This is a genomic window from Pseudomonas chlororaphis subsp. aurantiaca (assembly GCF_013466605.1).
Lineage (GTDB): Bacteria > Pseudomonadota > Gammaproteobacteria > Pseudomonadales > Pseudomonadaceae > Aquipseudomonas > Aquipseudomonas chlororaphis_I.
Map to the genome: position 1 here is coordinate 929,627 of NZ_CP059162.1, position 17,781 is coordinate 947,407.

Sequence of the window (17,781 nt, forward strand, 5' to 3'; positions counted from 1 at the left end):
GCCCCTTCAGCGCTTCAGAGATTTGATCAAGACGGCTTGCCGACTGACCTGCGGATTTGAGTGACAACCCATGCCAAAACGTACAGACATTAAAAGCATCCTGATTCTCGGCGCTGGCCCGATCGTGATCGGCCAGGCCTGCGAATTCGACTACTCCGGCGCCCAGGCCTGCAAGGCACTGCGCGAAGAGGGTTACCGGGTCATCCTGGTGAACTCCAACCCGGCCACCATCATGACCGACCCGGCCATGGCCGACGCCACCTACATCGAGCCGATCAAGTGGCAGACCGTTGCCAAGATCATCGAGAAAGAGCGTCCGGACGCTCTGCTGCCGACCATGGGTGGCCAGACCGCGCTGAACTGCGCCCTGGACCTGGAACGCGAAGGCGTTCTGGAGAAGTTCGGCGTGGAAATGATCGGCGCCAACGCCGACACCATCGACAAGGCCGAAGACCGCTCGCGCTTCGACACCGCGATGAAGGCGATCGGCCTGGAGTGCCCGCGCTCCGGTATCGCCCACAGCATGGACGAGGCCAATGCAGTCCTCGAGAAGCTGGGCTTCCCGTGCATCATCCGTCCGTCCTTCACCATGGGCGGCACCGGTGGCGGTATCGCCTACAACCGTGAAGAGTTCGAAGAGATCTGTGCCCGCGGCCTGGACCTGTCGCCGACCAAGGAACTGCTGATCGACGAATCGCTGATCGGCTGGAAAGAGTACGAGATGGAGGTGGTCCGCGATAAGAAGGACAACTGCATCATCGTCTGCTCGATCGAAAACTTCGACCCGATGGGCGTGCACACTGGTGACTCGATCACCGTGGCTCCGGCACAGACCCTGACCGACAAGGAATACCAGATCCTGCGTAACGCCTCCCTGGCGGTACTGCGCGAGATCGGCGTGGAAACCGGTGGCTCCAACGTCCAGTTCGGCATCTGCCCGAACACTGGCCGCATGGTGGTGATCGAGATGAACCCGCGGGTATCCCGTTCTTCGGCCCTGGCTTCGAAAGCCACCGGCTTCCCGATCGCCAAGGTCGCCGCCAAGCTGGCCGTGGGTTACACCCTGGACGAGCTGTCGAACGACATCACCGGCGGCAAGACCCCGGCCTCCTTCGAGCCGTCCATCGACTACGTCGTGACCAAGCTGCCACGCTTCGCCTTCGAAAAGTTCGCCAAGGCTGACGCTCGCCTGACCACTCAGATGAAGTCGGTGGGTGAAGTGATGGCCATCGGCCGGACCTTCCAGGAGTCCCTGCAGAAAGCGCTGCGCGGCCTGGAAGTGGGTGTCTGCGGCCTGGATCCGAAGCTCGACCTGAGCAACCCGGAAAGCATGAACGTGCTCAAGCGCGAACTGACCGTGCCGGGCGCCGAGCGCATCTGGTACGTGGCTGACGCCTTCCGTGCCGGCATGACCGTCGAGCAGATCTTCGACATGAACATGATCGACCCTTGGTTCCTGGTGCAGATCGAAGATCTGATCAAGGAAGAGGAGAAGGTCAAGACTCTGGGCCTGTCGGCCATCGACCGCGACTTGATGTTCCGCCTCAAGCGCAAAGGCTTCTCCGACCAGCGTCTGGCCAAGCTGCTGGGCGTGACCGAGAAGAACCTGCGTACCCACCGTCACAAGCTGGAAGTGTTCCCGGTCTACAAGCGCGTCGACACCTGCGCGGCCGAGTTCGCCACTGATACCGCCTACCTGTACTCGACCTACGAGGAAGAGTGCGAGGCAGCGCCTTCGGGCCGCGACAAGATCATGATCCTGGGTGGCGGTCCGAACCGCATCGGCCAGGGCATCGAGTTCGACTACTGCTGCGTGCACGCGGCACTGGCGCTGCGTGACGATGGTTATGAAACCATCATGGTCAACTGCAACCCGGAAACCGTTTCCACCGACTACGACACCTCCGATCGTTTGTACTTCGAGCCAGTGACCCTGGAAGACGTGCTGGAAATCGTCCGCGTCGAGAAGCCAAAAGGCGTGATCGTCCAGTACGGTGGCCAGACTCCGTTGAAGCTGGCGCGTGCCCTGGAAGCGGCCGGCGTGCCGATCATCGGGACCAGCCCTGACGCCATCGACCGTGCAGAAGACCGTGAGCGCTTCCAGCAGATGGTCGAGCGCCTGAACCTGCGTCAGCCACCAAACGCCACTGTGCGCAGCGAAGACGAAGCGATTCGTGCCGCGGCCAAGATCGGCTACCCGCTGGTGGTGCGTCCGTCCTATGTACTGGGCGGCCGGGCGATGGAAATCGTTTACGAAGAAGAAGAGCTCAAGCGCTACCTGCGTGAAGCGGTGCAGGTGTCCAACGACAGCCCGGTGCTGCTGGATCACTTCCTCAACTGCGCCATCGAGATGGACGTGGACGCGGTCTGCGATGGCAAGGATGTGGTGATCGGCGCGATCATGCAGCACATCGAACAGGCTGGCGTGCACTCCGGTGACTCCGCTTGCTCGCTGCCACCGTACTCGCTGCCCGCGCACATCCAGGACGAGATGCGCGAACAGGTCAAGAAGATGGCGCTGGAGTTGGGCGTGGTCGGCCTGATGAACGTACAGCTGGCCCTGCAGGGTGAACAGATCTACGTCATCGAAGTGAACCCGCGTGCTTCCCGTACCGTGCCATTCGTTTCCAAGTGCATCGGTGTCTCCCTGGCGATGATCGCCGCGCGGGTCATGGCGGGTAAGACCTTGAAAGAGCTGGGCTTCACCAAGGAAATCATTCCTAACTTCTACAGCGTCAAGGAAGCGGTATTCCCGTTCGCCAAGTTCCCGGGTGTCGACCCGATCCTCGGCCCAGAGATGAAGTCGACCGGTGAAGTGATGGGCGTCGGTGACACCTTCGGCGAAGCCTTTGCCAAGGCCCAGATGGGCGCCAGCGAAGTGCTGCCGACCGGTGGTACCGCGTTCATCAGCGTGCGCGACGATGACAAGCCACTGGTTGCAGGCGTGGCTCGCGATCTGATCAACTTGGGCTTTGAAGTGGTCGCCACTGCCGGTACTGCCAAGCTGATCGAGGCGGCAGGCCTGAAAGTGCGTCGCGTGAACAAGGTGACTGAAGGTCGTCCGCACGTGGTTGACATGATCAAGAATGACGAAGTCACGCTGATCATCAACACCACCGAAGGTCGTCAGTCGATCGCCGACTCTTATTCCATTCGTCGTAATGCCTTGCAGCACAAGATTTACTGCACCACTACCATTGCTGCGGGCGAGGCCATCTGTGAAGCGCTCAAGTTCGGTCCGGAAAAGACCGTGCGCCGCTTGCAGGATCTACATGCAGGATTGAAGGCATGAATAAATACCCAATGACCGTCCAGGGCTCCAAGGCCCTGGAAGAAGAGTTGACGTTCCTCAGCAAGGTCGAGCGGCCACGCTTGAGCCAGGCCATCGGTGAGGCTCGTGAGCTCGGTGACCTCAAGGAAAACGCTGAATACCATGCTGCCCGCGAGGAGCAGGGAATGGTTGAGGCGCGGATCCGTGACATTGAAGGCCGCCTGCAAAACTCGGTTGTCATCGATGTGACGAGCATTCCTCATACAGGCAAGGTGATCTTCGGCACTACCGTCGAAATCGCCAACGTCGAAACCGATGAAAGCGTCACTTACCAGATCGTTGGTGAGGATGAGGCTGACATCAAGCTCGGAAAGATCTCTGTAGGTTCGCCCATTGCCCGTGCCTTGATCGCCAAGGAAGAGGGTGATGTGGTTGCCGTTAAAACGCCTAGCGGCGTGATCGAGTACGAGATTGTCGAAGTCCGCCACATCTGAACCAGGGCGCCTGCTGAATGCAGGCGCCATGCTTTGGCAACTGACCCAGATGTTGTGGGTTGGTGGTGTGTGGTTATTGCATGTCGGCTTATTGCCGGTGCTGGGCCAGATTGGTCTGGCGCCGCTGCTGATCGAAGAGATCGGCAATGTGCTGAGTGCGCTGTTGGTTGTTTTTTCAGCGGTATGCATCGTTCTTCAGATGCTGGTACTGGTACGTGCTGAAGGGCTGGCGAGCCTGTTGCGGGATATGCGAGGGCAGTTGCTGTTGATGGCGTTATGTGCGTGCGCGATGTATTTCGTGGTGCGTTTAGGGCTATCGGATGTCGAGCGCTGGCAGCTGTTCAGCTATCTTGTCTTGGGTTTTTCTGGCCTGGTGCTGGTACTGCAGCCGGTGCCTGGATGGAGTGGCAGGGCGCGCGAAGCACGCCCTTGACCCCTGTCGACGTCAGTGGAAGCGATGGACGTTGGACAGTTGCTTGTTTACCTTGGCGTTCTTGCGATAAATCAACGCCATTTTGCCGATGACCTGCACCAGATCCGCTTTGCCGGCCTTGCACAGTTCTGCAATGGCTTCCAGGCGGGACTCGCGTTCGAGGATGTTGAGCTTGATTTTGATCAGCTCATGATCGCTCAAGGCGCGTTCAAGTTCGGCCAACACACCTTCGGTCAAACCGTTGTCAGCCACAGTCAATACTGGTTTCAGATGGTGGCCAATGGATTTGTACTGTTTCTTCTGCTCTTGAGTGAGCGGCATAATCTGACCCCTGCGTCTGATCTTGTAAAAAGCGGCGGCCAGTTTACCCGAGCGCGTCCGGGACCGCCCAGTTAATCACGACCCGTTTTATTTTTTGAGGTGGCCCGTGGCCCGTTCCAAGACAAGCCATAACTGGCTGAAAGAGCACTTCAACGACCCATTCGTCAAAATGGCGCAAAAAGATGGGTACCGTTCGCGCGCCAGCTACAAACTGCTGGAAATCCAGGAAAAGGATCGTTTGATCCGGCCGGGAATGAGCGTAATCGACCTGGGCGCGGCGCCAGGAGGCTGGTCGCAGGTGACCAGTCGTCTGATTGGTGGGCAGGGGCGGCTGATCGCTTCCGACATCCTGGAAATGGACAGCATCCCTGATGTCACCTTTATTCAGGGCGACTTCACCGAAGACGCTGTGTTGGCTCAAATCCTCGAGGCGGTCGGAAATTCCCAGGTTGACCTTGTGATTTCCGATATGGCCCCCAATATGAGTGGTACGCCTGCCGTAGATATGCCGCGGGCGATGTTTCTGTGCGAGTTGGCACTTGATCTGGCGGGACGGGTTCTTCGTCCCGGTGGCGACTTCCTGATAAAGATTTTCCAGGGAGAGGGTTTCGACGAATACCACAAGAACGTTCGCAAGATGTTCGACAAGGTAGTGATGCGCAAGCCGAGTTCTTCCCGTGATCGTTCTCGCGAGCAGTATCTGCTGGGACGTGGCTTTCGTGGGCGTATCGAGTAAAGGTTGTTTTTGACCGGGTTGATAGTTTTTTCGTATTTCGCCCCTGGGGTTTAAGCGAATATTGTGTAATCTGGGTTTCACAAAGGGTTACAGACAGCGCCTGCCAGAGCTGTAGGTAATGTAGTAAGTTAGGTCGGTGAATATCATGCGAAGCGCGCGCCAGCAGCGGAGCTTGCTTCAGAGGGTAGTTAATTGAACGATATGGCAAAGAATCTGATCCTGTGGTTGATCATCGCGGCTGTCCTGGTGACGGTGATGAACAACTTCTCCAGCCCTAACGAGCCGCAGACCCTCAACTATTCCGACTTTATCCAGCAAGTTAAGGATGGCAAGGTCGAGCGCGTAGCCGTTGATGGTTATGTGATTACCGGCAAGCGCAACGATGGCGATAGCTTCAAGACCATTCGTCCTGCGATTCAGGATAATGGCCTGATCGGTGACCTGGTGGATAACCATGTGGTCGTCGAAGGCAAGCAGCCTGAACAGCAAAGCATCTGGACCCAACTGCTGGTCGCCAGCTTCCCGATCCTTGTGATCATCGCTGTCTTCATGTTCTTCATGCGGCAGATGCAGGGTGGTGCCGGTGGCAAAGGCGGGCCGATGAGCTTTGGCAAGAGCAAGGCGCGCCTGTTGTCCGAAGACCAGGTGAAAACCACCCTGGCGGATGTCGCGGGTTGCGACGAGGCCAAGGAAGAAGTGGGCGAGCTGGTTGAATTCCTCCGCGATCCAGGCAAGTTCCAGCGTCTGGGTGGCCGTATTCCTCGTGGCGTGCTGATGGTTGGCCCGCCTGGTACCGGTAAGACCTTGCTGGCCAAGGCCATTGCTGGTGAAGCCAAGGTTCCGTTCTTCACCATTTCCGGTTCCGACTTCGTCGAAATGTTCGTTGGTGTAGGTGCCAGCCGCGTTCGCGATATGTTCGAGCAGGCCAAGAAACATGCTCCGTGCATTATTTTCATCGACGAAATCGATGCTGTCGGTCGCCATCGTGGTGCTGGCATGGGTGGTGGTCATGATGAGCGTGAACAGACTCTCAACCAGTTGCTGGTCGAGATGGATGGCTTTGAAATGAATGACGGCATCATTGTCATTGCCGCCACCAACCGTCCTGACGTGCTGGACCCGGCGCTGCTGCGTCCTGGTCGCTTCGACCGTCAGGTCGTGGTCGGTCTGCCGGATATTCGTGGTCGTGAGCAGATCCTGAAAGTCCATATGCGTAAAGTGCCAATGGGTGAGGATGTTGCACCGGCAGTGATCGCTCGTGGTACGCCCGGCTTCTCTGGTGCCGATCTGGCCAACCTGGTGAACGAGGCGTCGCTCTTCGCTGCCCGTAGTGGCAAGCGCATCGTCGAGATGAAAGAGTTCGAACTGGCAAAAGACAAGATCATGATGGGCGCAGAGCGCAAATCTATGGTCATGTCCGAGAAGGAAAAGCAGAACACTGCTTATCACGAAGCGGGCCACGCCATTGTTGGTCGCGTGGTGCCTGAGCACGATCCGGTCTACAAGGTTTCGATCATCCCGCGCGGTCGGGCTCTGGGTGTGACCATGTTCCTGCCGGAAGAGGATCGATACAGCCTGTCCAAGCGTGCGCTGATCAGTCAGATATGCTCGCTGTACGGCGGTCGTATCGCTGAAGAAATGACATTGGGCTTTGACGGTGTAACTACCGGTGCTTCCAACGACATCATGCGCGCCAGTCAGATTGCGCGGAACATGGTGACCAAGTGGGGGTTGTCCGAAAAGCTGGGCCCGTTGATGTACGCCGAAGAAGAGGGCGAGGTTTTTCTGGGGCGCAGTGCTGGCAGCCAGCATGCCAGCCTGTCTGCGGAAACTGCCAAGCTGATCGATTCCGAAGTTCGTAGCATCATCGACCAATGCTATGGCACCGCCAAGCAGATCCTCACGGATAACCGCGACAAGCTGGATGCAATGGCTGACGCCTTGATGAAGTATGAAACCATCGATGCCGAGCAGATCGACGACATCATGGCAGGTCGTACCCCTCGCGAGCCTCGCGATTGGGAGGGCGGTTCGGGTACCACACCTCCGGTGGTGCAGAATGAACGCCCAGAGACACCGATCGGCGGCCCGGCTGCTGACCACTAAGGCTTGAAATGACTTCTTCGTCGTCCTCGACCCGGTTGTCTTGCGGCAAGCGGGTTCTTGATTTGGCCCATGCGCATGTCATGGGCATTCTGAATGTAACTCCTGATTCCTTTTCCGATGGTGGCCGTTTCAGTCAACTGGATGCTGCCTTGCGCCATGCCGAGGGCATGGTGCAGGCGGGCGCGACGCTCATCGATGTGGGGGGCGAGTCCACTCGTCCTGGTGCGCGGGCGGTATCGCCGCTTGAAGAGCTTGAGCGGGTAGCGCCTATCGTCGAGCGTATCCATCGTGAACTGGATGTCATTATCTCGGTCGATACATCCACGCCTGCGGTCATGCGCGAAACTGCGCGCTTGGGTGCGGGGTTGATCAATGATGTCCGTTCGTTGCGACGGGATGGAGCGCTGGATGCGGCAGCGGCCACAGGCTTACCGGTTTGCCTCATGCATATGCTCGGTGAGCCTGGCGATATGCAGGACAATCCGCAGTATCTGGATGTAACCAAGGAAGTGGGTGAGTTCCTGGCTGAGCGTATGGCTCAGTGCGCTGCAGTGGGTATTGGGCCGGAACGGATCATTCTGGATCCAGGTTTTGGCTTTGCGAAGACCCTGCAGCACAACCTGAGCCTGTTCAAGCATATGGACGCCCTGCAAGCCCTTGGTCGACCTCTGCTGGTCGGAGTTTCACGAAAGAGCATGATAGGTCAGGCATTGAGCCGTCCTGTCGGAGAGCGCCTGTATGGCGGGTTGGCTCTTGCTGCTCTGGCAATGTCCAAAGGCGCAAAGATTCTGCGGGTCCATGATGTGGCCGAGACGGTGGATGTCATGCGGATGATTACAGCTGTGGAATCAGCCGAATAAGAATGATGGAGCGCTTATGAGCAAGAAATACTTTGGCACCGACGGCATTCGCGGTCGTGTGGGTGTGTACCCTATTACCCCTGAGTTCATGCTCAAGCTGGGCTGGGCCGCGGGTATGGCCTTTCGCAGCATGGGGGCCTGCCGCGTGTTGGTGGGCAAAGACACGCGTATTTCCGGTTACATGTTCGAGTCCGCGCTTGAAGCGGGCCTCTCTGCCGCCGGTGCAGATGTGATGCTGCTGGGTCCTATGCCTACTCCTGCGATCGCCTACCTGACCCGCACTTTCCATGCTGAGGCGGGGATCGTGATCAGCGCGTCGCATAATCCTCACGATGATAACGGCATCAAGTTCTTCTCGGGCGAAGGTACCAAGCTCCCGGATGAAGTCGAGTTGATGATCGAGGAGCTGCTTGATGCGCCGATGGCCGTGGTGGAGTCGAGCAAGCTGGGCAAGGTGTCGCGTATCAATGATGCTTCGGGCCGTTACATTGAATTCTGTAAGAGCAGTGTTCCTTCCAGTACCAGCTTTGCCGGTCTGAAGATTGTTGTCGATTGTGCCCATGGGGCGACCTACAAGGTGGCGCCAAGCGTTTTCCGTGAATTGGGCGCCGAGGTGGTGGTGCTCTCTGCGCAGCCTAACGGCCTGAACATCAACGACAATTGCGGCTCCACTCATATGGGGCAATTGCAGGCTGCGGTACTGGCCGAGCATGCCGATCTGGGTATCGCCTTTGACGGCGATGGCGACCGGGTGTTGATGGTTGACCATACAGGCGCTGTCGTTGACGGCGACGAATTGCTGTTCATCATTGCCCGAGACCTGCATGCGCGTAACAAGCTGCAGGGCGGCGTGGTCGGGACCTTGATGAGCAATCTGGGGCTCGAGTTGGCTTTGGCTGACCTGGGTATTCCATTTGTACGCGCCAACGTTGGCGACCGTTATGTCATCGCTGAGCTGCTTGAGCGCCAATGGCTGGTAGGCGGTGAAAGCTCCGGCCATATCGTGTGCTTCCAGCACACCACCACGGGCGATGCGATCATTGCCGCTCTGCAGGTGTTGATGGCGCTGAAACGGCGTGATGAAGGGTTGGCACAGTCGCGTCAGGCGTTGCGCAAGTGCCCACAGATCCTGGTCAATGTCCGCTTTGGTGGCGGAACCAATCCCGTCGAGCATCCGGCTGTGAAAGAGGCCTGCGCGCGCGTCACTACCGCGATGGCTGGGCGTGGCCGGGTGTTGCTGCGCAAATCGGGCACCGAGCCTTTGGTTCGCGTCATGGTTGAAGGCGACGATGAAGCCCAGGTCCGTGGCTATGTTGACGAACTGGCAAAACTGGTTGCCGAAGTTTCTGCCTGATTTCGGCTTGCCAGTGTTGATGCGGTTGGGTAACATCTGCGCCCACTTTGACCGACGAGGTACAGCATGCGTCGCCCTATGGTAGCTGGTAACTGGAAAATGCACGGTACCCGCGCCAGCGTCGCTGAGCTGATCAATGGCCTGCGTCATCTGGCCTTGCCAAGCGGTGTTGATGTCGCGGTATTCCCGCCTTGCTTGTATATCAATCAAGTGATTGATGGCTTGAAGGGCAAGTCGATTTCGGTCGGCGCGCAGAATTCTGCGGTGGAGCCCATGCAAGGTGCGCTGACAGGAGAAATTGCTCCGAGTCAGCTGGCGGATGCAGGTTGTTCCCTGGTGCTGGTTGGGCACTCCGAGCGTCGCCTGATGATGGGGGAGCGTGACGGTGCGCTGAATCGCAAATTTGCAGCAGCACAGGCTTGTGGTTTGATGCCGGTCTTGTGTGTGGGGGAAACCCTCGAGCAGCGCGAGGCCGGAAAGACTCTAGAAATTGTCGGGCGTCAGCTGGGCAGCATTATCGAAGAGTTGGGTGTTGGCGCGTTTGCCAATGCCGTTATCGCTTACGAGCCGGTCTGGGCCATTGGTACCGGGCTGACTGCTTCGCCGCAACAGGCTCAGGATGTGCATGCAGCCATCCGGGCGCAGTTGGCGGCAGAGAATTCTGAAGTGGCACGAGGTGTGCGGCTTCTATACGGCGGCAGCGTGAAGGCGGCCAATGCGGTCGAACTGTTCGGCATGCCGGATATCGATGGGGGGCTCATTGGTGGAGCTTCCCTGAATGCAGATGAGTTCGGTGCGATCTGTCGCGCCGCGGGAAACTGAAAAAATGCTGGAAACAGTCGTAGTCGTTTTTCATCTGCTGGGTGCGCTGGGCGTAGTAGCTCTGGTATTGCTGCAGCAGGGTAAAGGTGCGGACGCTGGCGCGTCTTTCGGAGCAGGTGCTTCAAATACTGTGTTCGGAAGCCAAGGTTCCTCTACCTTTCTTAGTAAGTTTACTGCTATACTTGCCGCAGGTTTTTTCATAACCAGCTTAGGGTTAGGTTACTTTGCTAAAGAGAAAGCTCATGAGCTGACTCAAGTAGGTTTGCCAGATCCAGCGGTGCTTGAAGTGCAAAAGCAAAAACCGGCTTCTGATGATGTCCCGGTGCTCCAAGAGCAAAAGTCGGCAACCAATGCGACTGACGTACCTCCAGCTCAAGAGCAGAAGTAAGAAGAGTTTCACGCAGTAACGTAGTCTATGCCGAGGTGGTGGAATTGGTAGACACGCAACCTTGAGGTGGTTGTGCCCATAGGGTGTAGGGGTTCGAGTCCCCTTCTCGGTACCAATTATCAGGAGAGCCCGCTGTTGCGGGCTTTCTTGTAGGTGGAAGGTTACATTGACCCAAAAAGGGATCGGTCGTATACTTCCGCCCCAGCTTTGTCGCGGGGTGGAGCAGTCTGGTAGCTCGTCGGGCTCATAACCCGAAGGTCGTCGGTTCAAATCCGGCCCCCGCAACCAGTTTTAGCGGAGCCCCTTTTCAGGGGCTTTTTGTTAGCTGGACACTTTATAACGCCGCTATTCAACGGCGTTTCCGGGATGGGCGCTTCGCCCATTTTTTATTTGCACAAGCATGCACGAGGGGGTTCAGGTGTCGAGCAAGCTAGAACAGTTGCAGGCCTTGTTGGCCCCGGTGGTCGTGGCCCTTGGCTATGAATGCTGGGGTATCGAGTTTTCGGCTCAAGGTCGCCACTCACTGTTGCGCGTTTATATCGATAAAGAAGGCGGTGTGCTGGTGGACGACTGTGCCATCGTCAGCCGTCAGATCAGCGGCGTTCTGGATGTCGAAGATCCGATCTCCGTTGAATACACCCTTGAAGTTTCCTCTCCTGGCATGGAACGCCCGCTGTTCACACTTGAACAGTTTGCCAAGTATGTCGGTGAACAAGTGAAGATCAAGCTGCGCTCGCCTTTTGAAGGCCGGCGTAATTTTCAGGGCCTTCTCCGCGGGGTGGAGGAGCAGGACGTCGTGGTGCAGGTGGAAGACCATGAGTTTCTGTTGCCGATCGACATGATCGACAAGGCCCACATAATTCCCAGTTTTGACTGAGACGCGGATCCCGCGGATCCAATGGCTTGCGAAAGGCGAGGCGTACGATGAGCAAAGAAGTACTGCTGGTTGTTGAGTCGGTATCCAATGAAAAGGGTGTACCGGCAAGCGTAATTTTTGAAGCGCTGGAGCTGGCTTTGGCCACTGCTACCAAAAAGCGTTTCGAGGACGAAGTCGATCTGCGTGTGGAAATCAATCGCCACACCGGTGCCTACGAGACTTTTCGTCGCTGGACGGTAGTCGAGGAAGCCGATCTGGACGATCCGGCCGTGGAAACCTGGCCGAGCAAGGTCCAGGAAACCCATCCGGGCGCCAAAGTCGGTGATGTCGTCGAAGAAAAGATCGAGTCGATCGAGTTCGGCCGCATTGCTGCGCAGACCGCCAAACAGGTCATCGTGCAGAAAGTCCGCGAAGCCGAGCGTGCTCAAGTCGTTGACGCTTACCGCGAGCGCCTGGGTGAGATCATCTCCGGCACCGTGAAAAAAGTGACCCGCGACAACGTGATCGTCGACCTGGGTAACAACGCCGAAGCGCTGTTGGCCCGTGAAGACATCATTTCCCGCGAGACTTTCCGGGTTGGCGTGCGCCTTCGTGCGCTGCTCAAGGAAATCCGCACCGAGAACCGCGGCCCGCAGCTGATCCTGTCGCGTACCGCGCCGGAGATGCTGATCGAGCTGTTCCGTATCGAAGTGCCGGAAATCGCCGAAGGCCTGATCGAAGTCATGGCCGCATCCCGTGATCCGGGGTCGCGCGCCAAGATCGCGGTCCGTTCCAAAGACAAGCGCATTGACCCTCAGGGTGCGTGCATTGGTATGCGCGGTTCGCGCGTCCAGGCCGTTTCCGGCGAGTTGGGCGGTGAGCGTGTGGACATCGTCCTGTGGGACGACAACCCGGCTCAGTTCGTGATCAATGCCATGTCGCCGGCTGAAGTCGCGGCAATTATCGTCGACGAAGATGCCCATGCCATGGACATCGCCGTTGGCGCAGACAATCTGGCTCAGGCCATCGGTCGCGGTGGTCAGAACGTGCGTCTGGCTAGCCAGTTGACTGGCTGGACCCTGAACGTGATGACCGAATCGGACATCCAGGCTAAGCAGCAAGCTGAAACCGGCGACATCCTGCGCAACTTCATCGAAGAGCTGGAAGTCGATGAAGAGCTGGCACAGGTGCTGGTTGATGAAGGCTTCACCAGCCTGGAAGAGATTGCCTACGTACCGTTGGAAGAAATGCTCAACATCGACGGCTTTGACGAAGACATCGTCAACGAGCTTCGCGCTCGTGCCAAGGATCGCTTGTTGACTAAAGCCATCGCTACTGAGGAAAAGCTGGCAGACGCCCATCCGGCCGAAGACCTGCTCTCGCTTGAGGGTATGGACAAGGATTTGGCGATGGAACTGGCGGTGCGCGGCGTAATTACCCGCGAAGACCTGGCCGAGCAGTCTATTGACGACCTGCTCGACATCGACGGCATTGACGATGATCGTGCCGGCAAGTTGATCATGGCCGCCCGAGCCCATTGGTTCGAGTAATAGGCGCGGCCTGAGGAGAGAAGTGCATGACGCAAGTCACGGTGAAACAACTGGCCGATGAGGTCAAAACACCGGTAGAGCGCCTGTTGCAGCAGATGCGTGAGGCAGGTCTGCCGCACACCGCCGCCGAGGAACATGTGACCGACAGTGAGAAGCAATCGTTGCTGACTCACTTGAAGAGCAGTCACAAGGCGAAAGTGGAAGAACCGCGCAAGATCACGTTGCAGCGTAAAACCACCAGCACCCTGCGTGTTGCCGGCAGCAAAAGCATCAGCGTTGAAGTACGCAAGAAGAAAGTCTTCGTACAACGCAGCCCGGAAGAAATCGAAGCCGAGCGCCAACGTGAGCTGGAAGAACGTCGCGCAGTAGAAAATGCTGCACGTCAGAAGGCTGAAGAAGAAGCCAAGCGTCGCGCCGAAGAAGAAGCGCGTCGCCAGCCTGCTGCTGCGCAACCTGCTGCCGTTGAAGCGGTCGCCGCACCTGCGGTGGTTGCCGAGCCGATTGTTGAAGACGTACCTGTTGTGGCTCCAGCGCCGGTCGCTGAAGTACGCAAGAAGGACGAGCAGCGTCGCCCGGACAAGAGCCGTAACGACGACAACCGTCGTGGTGGCGATGGCGAGCGTAAAAACGCTCCGCATCGTGCTTCCGTCAAGGAAAAGGCTCCAGCTCCACGCGTAGCCCCACGTACCACCGACGAAGAAAGCGATGGCTTCCGTCGTGGTGGCCGTGGCAAGGCCAAGCTGAAGAAGCGTAACGCTCACGGCTTCCAGAGCCCGACCGGTCCTGTTATTCGTGAAGTGAAGATCGGCGAAACCATCACTGTTGGCGATCTCGCCCAGCAGATGTCGGTCAAGGCTGCCGAAATCATCAAGTTCATGTTCAAGCTGGGCACCCCGGCCACCATCAACCAGGTACTGGACCAGGAAACTGCCCAGCTGGTTGCTGAAGAGCTGGGCCACAAAGTGACCCTGATCAGCGACACCGCCCTGGAAGATTCCCTGGCCGAGTCCCTGAAGTTCGAAGGTGAAGCGGTTCCTCGTGCGCCGGTAGTGACTGTAATGGGTCACGTTGACCACGGTAAGACCTCGCTGCTCGACTACATCCGTCGTGCCAAGGTAGCGGCTGGCGAAGCCGGCGGCATCACCCAGCACATCGGTGCGTACCACGTTGAAACCGAACGCGGCATGGTCACCTTCCTCGATACCCCGGGTCACGCCGCGTTTACCGCCATGCGTGCTCGTGGTGCCAAGGCGACCGATATCGTGATCCTGGTGGTTGCAGCGGACGACGGCGTGATGCCGCAGACCGTTGAAGCCGTTCAGCACGCCCAGGCGGCTGGCGTACCTCTGGTGGTCGCGGTGAACAAGATCGACAAGCCGGGTGCCGACCTCGATCGCATCCGTAGCGAACTGTCGGTTCACGGCGTGACTTCCGAAGACTGGGGTGGCGACACTCCATTCGTTCCGGTTTCCGCGAAGATGGGGACCGGTGTCGACGAATTGCTCGAAGCCGTACTGCTGCAGGCCGAAGTACTCGAACTGACCGCCACTCCTTCGGCTCCTGGCCGTGGTGTCGTGGTTGAATCGCGTCTCGACAAGGGCCGTGGCCCGGTGGCGACCGTACTGGTTCAGGACGGTACCCTGCGTCAAGGCGACATGGTGCTGGTCGGCTCGAACTATGGCCGCGTGCGCGCCATGCTCGACGAGAACGGCAAGCCGATCAAGGAAGCCGGTCCGGCCATTCCGGTCGAGATCCTCGGCCTGGACGGTACCCCGGACGCTGGTGACGAGATGAGCGTGGTTGCCGACGAGAAGAAAGCCCGTGAAGTGGCTCTGTTCCGTCAAGGCAAGTTCCGCGAAGTCAAACTGGCTCGCGCTCACGCCGGCAAGCTGGAAAACATCTTCGAAAGCATGGGCCAGGAAGAGAAGAAGACGCTCAACATCGTCCTCAAATCCGACGTCCGTGGTTCGTTGGAAGCTCTGCAAGGCGCTCTGAACGGCCTGGGCAACGACGAAGTGCAAGTGCGCGTAGTCGGTGGCGGCGTCGGTGGTATCACCGAAAGTGATGCCAACCTGGCCCTGGCTTCCAACGCTGTACTGTTCGGCTTCAACGTGCGTGCCGATGCCGGTGCTCGCAAGATCGTCGAGCAGGAAGGTCTGGATATGCGTTACTACAACGTGATCTACGACATCATCGAAGACGTCAAGAAAGCCCTGACCGGTATGTTGGGCAGCGACGTTCGGGAGAACATCCTGGGTGTTGCCGAGGTTCGTGACGTGTTCCGTTCGCCGAAGTTTGGCGCGATCGCCGGTTGCATGGTGATCGAGGGTGTCGTTCACCGTAACCGTCCAATCCGTGTACTGCGTGAAGACATCGTTATCTTCGAAGGCGAGCTGGAATCCCTGCGCCGCTTCAAGGATGACGCTTCCGAAGTGCGTGCTGGCATGGAGTGCGGTATCGGCGTGAAGAGCTACAACGACGTCAAAGTCGGTGACAAGATCGAAGTCTTCGAGAAGGTTCAGGTTGCTCGCAGCCTCTAACTCGCGCACTTCAAGAGCCATGATGGCCAGCCGCATGCGAATGCACGGCGCATCGTCCGGACTCTAAACGCAACGCCCGGTCTGGCTTCTGTCAGGCCGGGCGTTTGCCGCTTTCAGACCTTGCGGGTTTCACCGCCAGGCAGCAACAGGTAACAAGACATGGCAAAAGAATACAGCCGTACCCAACGTATCGGCGACCAGATGCAGCGTGAGCTCGCTCAGCTGATCCGTCGTGAAGTCAAAGATCCGCGTGTCGGTCTGGTCACCATCACCGCCGTTGAAGTCAGCCGTGACGTCGGTCACGCCAAGATCTTCATCACTGTGATGGGCCAGGATAACGCTGACGATATCGCCCAGAGCATCAAGGTGCTCAATTCGGCCGCCGGCTTCCTGCGCATGCAGCTGGCTCGCGAGATGAAGTTGCGCAGCGTTCCACAGCTGCACTTCCACTACGACGAAAGCGTCGTGCGGGGCGCGCATCTGTCGGCCCTGATCGAGCGCGCCGTGGCCGAAGACAGCCAGCACGCCGCTACACCCGAAGACGCCAAGGAGTAAGCGGTGGCTCAGGTCAAGCGTATCCGTCGTAACGTCAGCGGTATCATCCTGCTCGACAAGCCGCTGGGGTTCACTTCCAACGCGGCGTTGCAGAAAGTCCGCTGGTTGCTCAATGCCGAAAAGGCCGGGCACACCGGCAGCCTCGATCCCCTGGCCACCGGCGTATTGCCGTTGTGCTTTGGCGAGGCGACCAAGTTCTCGCAATACCTGCTCGATTCCGACAAGGGTTACGAAACCCTGATGCAGTTGGGCAAGACCACCACCACGGCCGATGCCGAGGGTGAAGTCCTGCAGACTCGCGAAGTGACCGTTGGTCGCGCCGATATTGAAGCGGTGCTGCCGGAATTTCGCGGGCAAATCAGCCAGATACCACCGATGTACTCGGCCCTCAAGCGTGATGGCCAGCCACTTTACAAGTTGGCCCGTGCAGGCGAAGTGGTGGAGCGCGAAGCGCGTTCTGTTACTATTGAGCGCTTGGAATTACTGGCCTTTGAAGGCGATACTGCGCGGCTAGCGGTGGACTGCAGCAAAGGCACCTATATCCGGACCCTGGTGGAGGATATCGGTGAGAGGCTGGGGTGTGGTGCTTACGTCGCGGAACTGCGTCGCACCCAGGCCGGTCCTTTCAGTCTGGCCCAGACCGTCACGCTGGAAGAGCTTGAAGCGGTACATGCCGAAGGCGGCAACGAAGCGGTGGATCGCTTCCTGATGCCATCGGACAGCGGCCTGCTGGATTGGCCGCTGCTGCAGTTCTCCGAGCACAGCGCGTTCTACTGGCTCAACGGCCAGCCGGTACGGGCTCCCGATGCACCGAAGTTCGGCATGGTGCGGGTACAGGATCACAACGGTCGCTTTATCGGTATCGGTGAAGTGAGCGAAGACGGGCGCATCGCGCCGCGTCGACTGATTCGGTCGGAATGACCGGAAACCAGCCTGTGTAACAGCAGGCTGGAGAGGGTGGCTGTTAACAGGCACGGTCACAGCTCATTTATAGATACAGGGATTTGTCCCTGGCCTGTTGGTGGCGTTTCTCGAAACGTTGCCTTTTGAGAGGAAAGCCAAATGGCACTCAGCGTTGAAGAAAAAGCTCAAATCGTAACCGACTACCAGCAAGCTGTTGGTGACACTGGTTCGCCAGAAGTGCAAGTTGCACTGCTGACCGCCAACATCAACAAACTGCAAGGTCACTTCAAGGCCAACGGTAAAGACCACCACTCCCGTCGTGGTCTGATCCGCATGGTTAACCAGCGTCGTAAGCTGCTGGACTACCTGAAAGGCAAAGACCTGAGCCGCTACAGCGCTCTGATCGGTCGCCTGGGTCTGCGTCGCTAATCAGCGATTGCGCTAGAGGTTGGTTGTTTGCCGTGCGTCAGTGGGTTTCCCGCAGGCGCATGGCAGGCTCCCAGCCTCAAGTTTTATCTGGACAGTAGTTTTACCTGGACAATAAAAGCCGGGCCGATTCCCGGAATTGCCCAAGAATTTCGCAAGAAACCAG

At 58.1% G+C, this 17,781-nt stretch carries 16 protein-coding genes and 2 tRNA genes; 17 read left to right on the forward strand and 1 reads right to left on the reverse strand.

The annotated features are described in order from the left end of the window. Window positions 1-70: 70 nt before the first annotated feature. The 3 genes from carB to H0I86_RS04115 are packed head-to-tail and all read left to right on the forward strand — an operon-like array spanning window position 71 to window position 4,198. Window positions 71-3,292, forward strand: a complete 3,222-nt coding sequence (gene carB, locus H0I86_RS04105) for a carbamoyl-phosphate synthase large subunit (protein WP_180924138.1) — start codon at window positions 71-73, stop codon at window positions 3,290-3,292. Beyond that, window positions 3,289-3,765, forward strand: a complete 477-nt coding sequence (gene greA, locus H0I86_RS04110) for a transcription elongation factor GreA (RefSeq protein WP_009042122.1) — start codon at window positions 3,289-3,291, stop codon at window positions 3,763-3,765. Before carB ends, greA begins: the two co-directional genes overlap by 4 nt. A gap of 28 nt (window positions 3,766-3,793) precedes the next feature. Further along, window positions 3,794-4,198 carry an MFS transporter gene (locus H0I86_RS04115; protein ID WP_180924139.1) on the forward strand — a complete coding sequence of 135 codons (405 nt, stop codon included), beginning with the start codon at window positions 3,794-3,796 and terminating at the stop codon, window positions 4,196-4,198. Window positions 4,199-4,210: 12 nt separating this feature from the next. Here the strand turns inward: H0I86_RS04115 and H0I86_RS04120 are convergent, their stop codons facing one another. Further along, window positions 4,211-4,519 (reverse strand): YhbY family RNA-binding protein, encoded by a 309-nt coding sequence (locus H0I86_RS04120; RefSeq protein WP_007920867.1) that lies wholly within the window; start codon window positions 4,517-4,519, stop codon window positions 4,211-4,213. A 106-nt stretch (window positions 4,520-4,625) separates the two neighbouring features. Between H0I86_RS04120 and rlmE the strand changes: the two genes are divergently transcribed. From rlmE to rpsO, 14 genes are all read left to right on the forward strand, one after another. Next, complete coding sequence (gene rlmE, locus H0I86_RS04125) at window positions 4,626-5,255, forward strand: 23S rRNA (uridine(2552)-2'-O)-methyltransferase RlmE (RefSeq protein WP_007920869.1); 630 nt, start codon at window positions 4,626-4,628, stop codon at window positions 5,253-5,255. 201 nt (window positions 5,256-5,456) lie between these two features. Beyond that, window positions 5,457-7,361 (forward strand): ATP-dependent zinc metalloprotease FtsH, encoded by a 1,905-nt coding sequence (gene ftsH, locus H0I86_RS04130; protein ID WP_009046930.1) that lies wholly within the window; start codon window positions 5,457-5,459, stop codon window positions 7,359-7,361. An 8-nt stretch (window positions 7,362-7,369) separates the two neighbouring features. Beyond that, window positions 7,370-8,221, forward strand: coding sequence for a dihydropteroate synthase (folP, locus tag H0I86_RS04135; RefSeq protein WP_180924140.1), 852 nt, complete (start codon window positions 7,370-7,372; stop codon window positions 8,219-8,221). Between the two features lie 16 nt (window positions 8,222-8,237). After that, on the forward strand, window positions 8,238-9,575 hold the full coding sequence (gene glmM / locus H0I86_RS04140; RefSeq protein ID WP_180924141.1) for a phosphoglucosamine mutase: 1,338 nt from the start codon (window positions 8,238-8,240) through the stop codon (window positions 9,573-9,575). Between the two features lie 66 nt (window positions 9,576-9,641). Continuing rightward, a complete protein-coding gene (gene tpiA / locus H0I86_RS04145) occupies window positions 9,642-10,397 on the forward strand; it encodes a triose-phosphate isomerase (RefSeq protein ID WP_180924142.1) in 756 nt (251 codons plus the stop codon). A gap of 4 nt (window positions 10,398-10,401) precedes the next feature. After that, window positions 10,402-10,785, forward strand: coding sequence for a preprotein translocase subunit SecG (secG, locus tag H0I86_RS04150; RefSeq protein WP_180924143.1), 384 nt, complete (start codon window positions 10,402-10,404; stop codon window positions 10,783-10,785). A 29-nt stretch (window positions 10,786-10,814) separates the two neighbouring features. After that, window positions 10,815-10,900, forward strand: a tRNA-Leu gene (locus H0I86_RS04155). Window positions 10,901-10,996: 96 nt separating this feature from the next. Next, window positions 10,997-11,073: transfer RNA gene (locus tag H0I86_RS04160), tRNA-Met, on the forward strand. 130 nt (window positions 11,074-11,203) lie between these two features. Beyond that, window positions 11,204-11,662 (forward strand): ribosome maturation factor RimP, encoded by a 459-nt coding sequence (gene rimP / locus H0I86_RS04165; RefSeq protein WP_007920877.1) that lies wholly within the window; start codon window positions 11,204-11,206, stop codon window positions 11,660-11,662. 47 nt (window positions 11,663-11,709) lie between these two features. Beyond that, complete coding sequence (gene nusA / locus H0I86_RS04170; protein WP_009046934.1) at window positions 11,710-13,191, forward strand: transcription termination factor NusA; 1,482 nt, start codon at window positions 11,710-11,712, stop codon at window positions 13,189-13,191. Window positions 13,192-13,217: 26 nt separating this feature from the next. Continuing rightward, complete coding sequence (gene infB / locus H0I86_RS04175) at window positions 13,218-15,731, forward strand: translation initiation factor IF-2 (RefSeq protein WP_009046935.1); 2,514 nt, start codon at window positions 13,218-13,220, stop codon at window positions 15,729-15,731. 159 nt (window positions 15,732-15,890) lie between these two features. Next, complete coding sequence (gene rbfA / locus H0I86_RS04180) at window positions 15,891-16,286, forward strand: 30S ribosome-binding factor RbfA (RefSeq protein ID WP_007920881.1); 396 nt, start codon at window positions 15,891-15,893, stop codon at window positions 16,284-16,286. Between the two features lie 3 nt (window positions 16,287-16,289). After that, entirely contained in the window at window positions 16,290-17,207 is a 918-nt protein-coding gene (gene truB / locus H0I86_RS04185) for a tRNA pseudouridine(55) synthase TruB (protein WP_180924144.1), read from the forward strand. A gap of 141 nt (window positions 17,208-17,348) precedes the next feature. Next, window positions 17,349-17,618, forward strand: a complete 270-nt coding sequence (rpsO, locus tag H0I86_RS04190; protein WP_009042128.1) for a 30S ribosomal protein S15 — start codon at window positions 17,349-17,351, stop codon at window positions 17,616-17,618. Window positions 17,619-17,781 lie beyond the last annotated feature (163 nt).

What these genes read in the sequence shown, in the direction of transcription:
- H0I86_RS04115 (WP_180924139.1), top strand. Translation starts at nt 3,794, where the DNA reads ATGCTTTGGCAACTGACCCAGATGTTGTGGGTTGGTGGTGTGTGGTTA.
- greA (WP_009042122.1), top strand. Translation starts at nt 3,289, where the DNA reads ATGAATAAATACCCAATGACCGTCCAGGGCTCCAAGGCCCTGGAAGAA.
- rpsO (WP_009042128.1), top strand. Translation starts at nt 17,349, where the DNA reads ATGGCACTCAGCGTTGAAGAAAAAGCTCAAATCGTAACCGACTACCAG.
- rbfA (WP_007920881.1), top strand. Translation starts at nt 15,891, where the DNA reads ATGGCAAAAGAATACAGCCGTACCCAACGTATCGGCGACCAGATGCAG.
- infB (WP_009046935.1), top strand. Translation starts at nt 13,218, where the DNA reads ATGACGCAAGTCACGGTGAAACAACTGGCCGATGAGGTCAAAACACCG.
- carB (WP_180924138.1), top strand. Translation starts at nt 71, where the DNA reads ATGCCAAAACGTACAGACATTAAAAGCATCCTGATTCTCGGCGCTGGC.
- folP (WP_180924140.1), top strand. Translation starts at nt 7,370, where the DNA reads ATGACTTCTTCGTCGTCCTCGACCCGGTTGTCTTGCGGCAAGCGGGTT.
- ftsH (WP_009046930.1), top strand. Translation starts at nt 5,457, where the DNA reads ATGGCAAAGAATCTGATCCTGTGGTTGATCATCGCGGCTGTCCTGGTG.
- nusA (WP_009046934.1), top strand. Translation starts at nt 11,710, where the DNA reads ATGAGCAAAGAAGTACTGCTGGTTGTTGAGTCGGTATCCAATGAAAAG.
- glmM (WP_180924141.1), top strand. Translation starts at nt 8,238, where the DNA reads ATGAGCAAGAAATACTTTGGCACCGACGGCATTCGCGGTCGTGTGGGT.
- tpiA (WP_180924142.1), top strand. Translation starts at nt 9,642, where the DNA reads ATGCGTCGCCCTATGGTAGCTGGTAACTGGAAAATGCACGGTACCCGC.
- secG (WP_180924143.1), top strand. Translation starts at nt 10,402, where the DNA reads ATGCTGGAAACAGTCGTAGTCGTTTTTCATCTGCTGGGTGCGCTGGGC.
- H0I86_RS04120 (WP_007920867.1), bottom strand. Translation starts at nt 4,519, where the DNA reads ATGCCGCTCACTCAAGAGCAGAAGAAACAGTACAAATCCATTGGCCAC.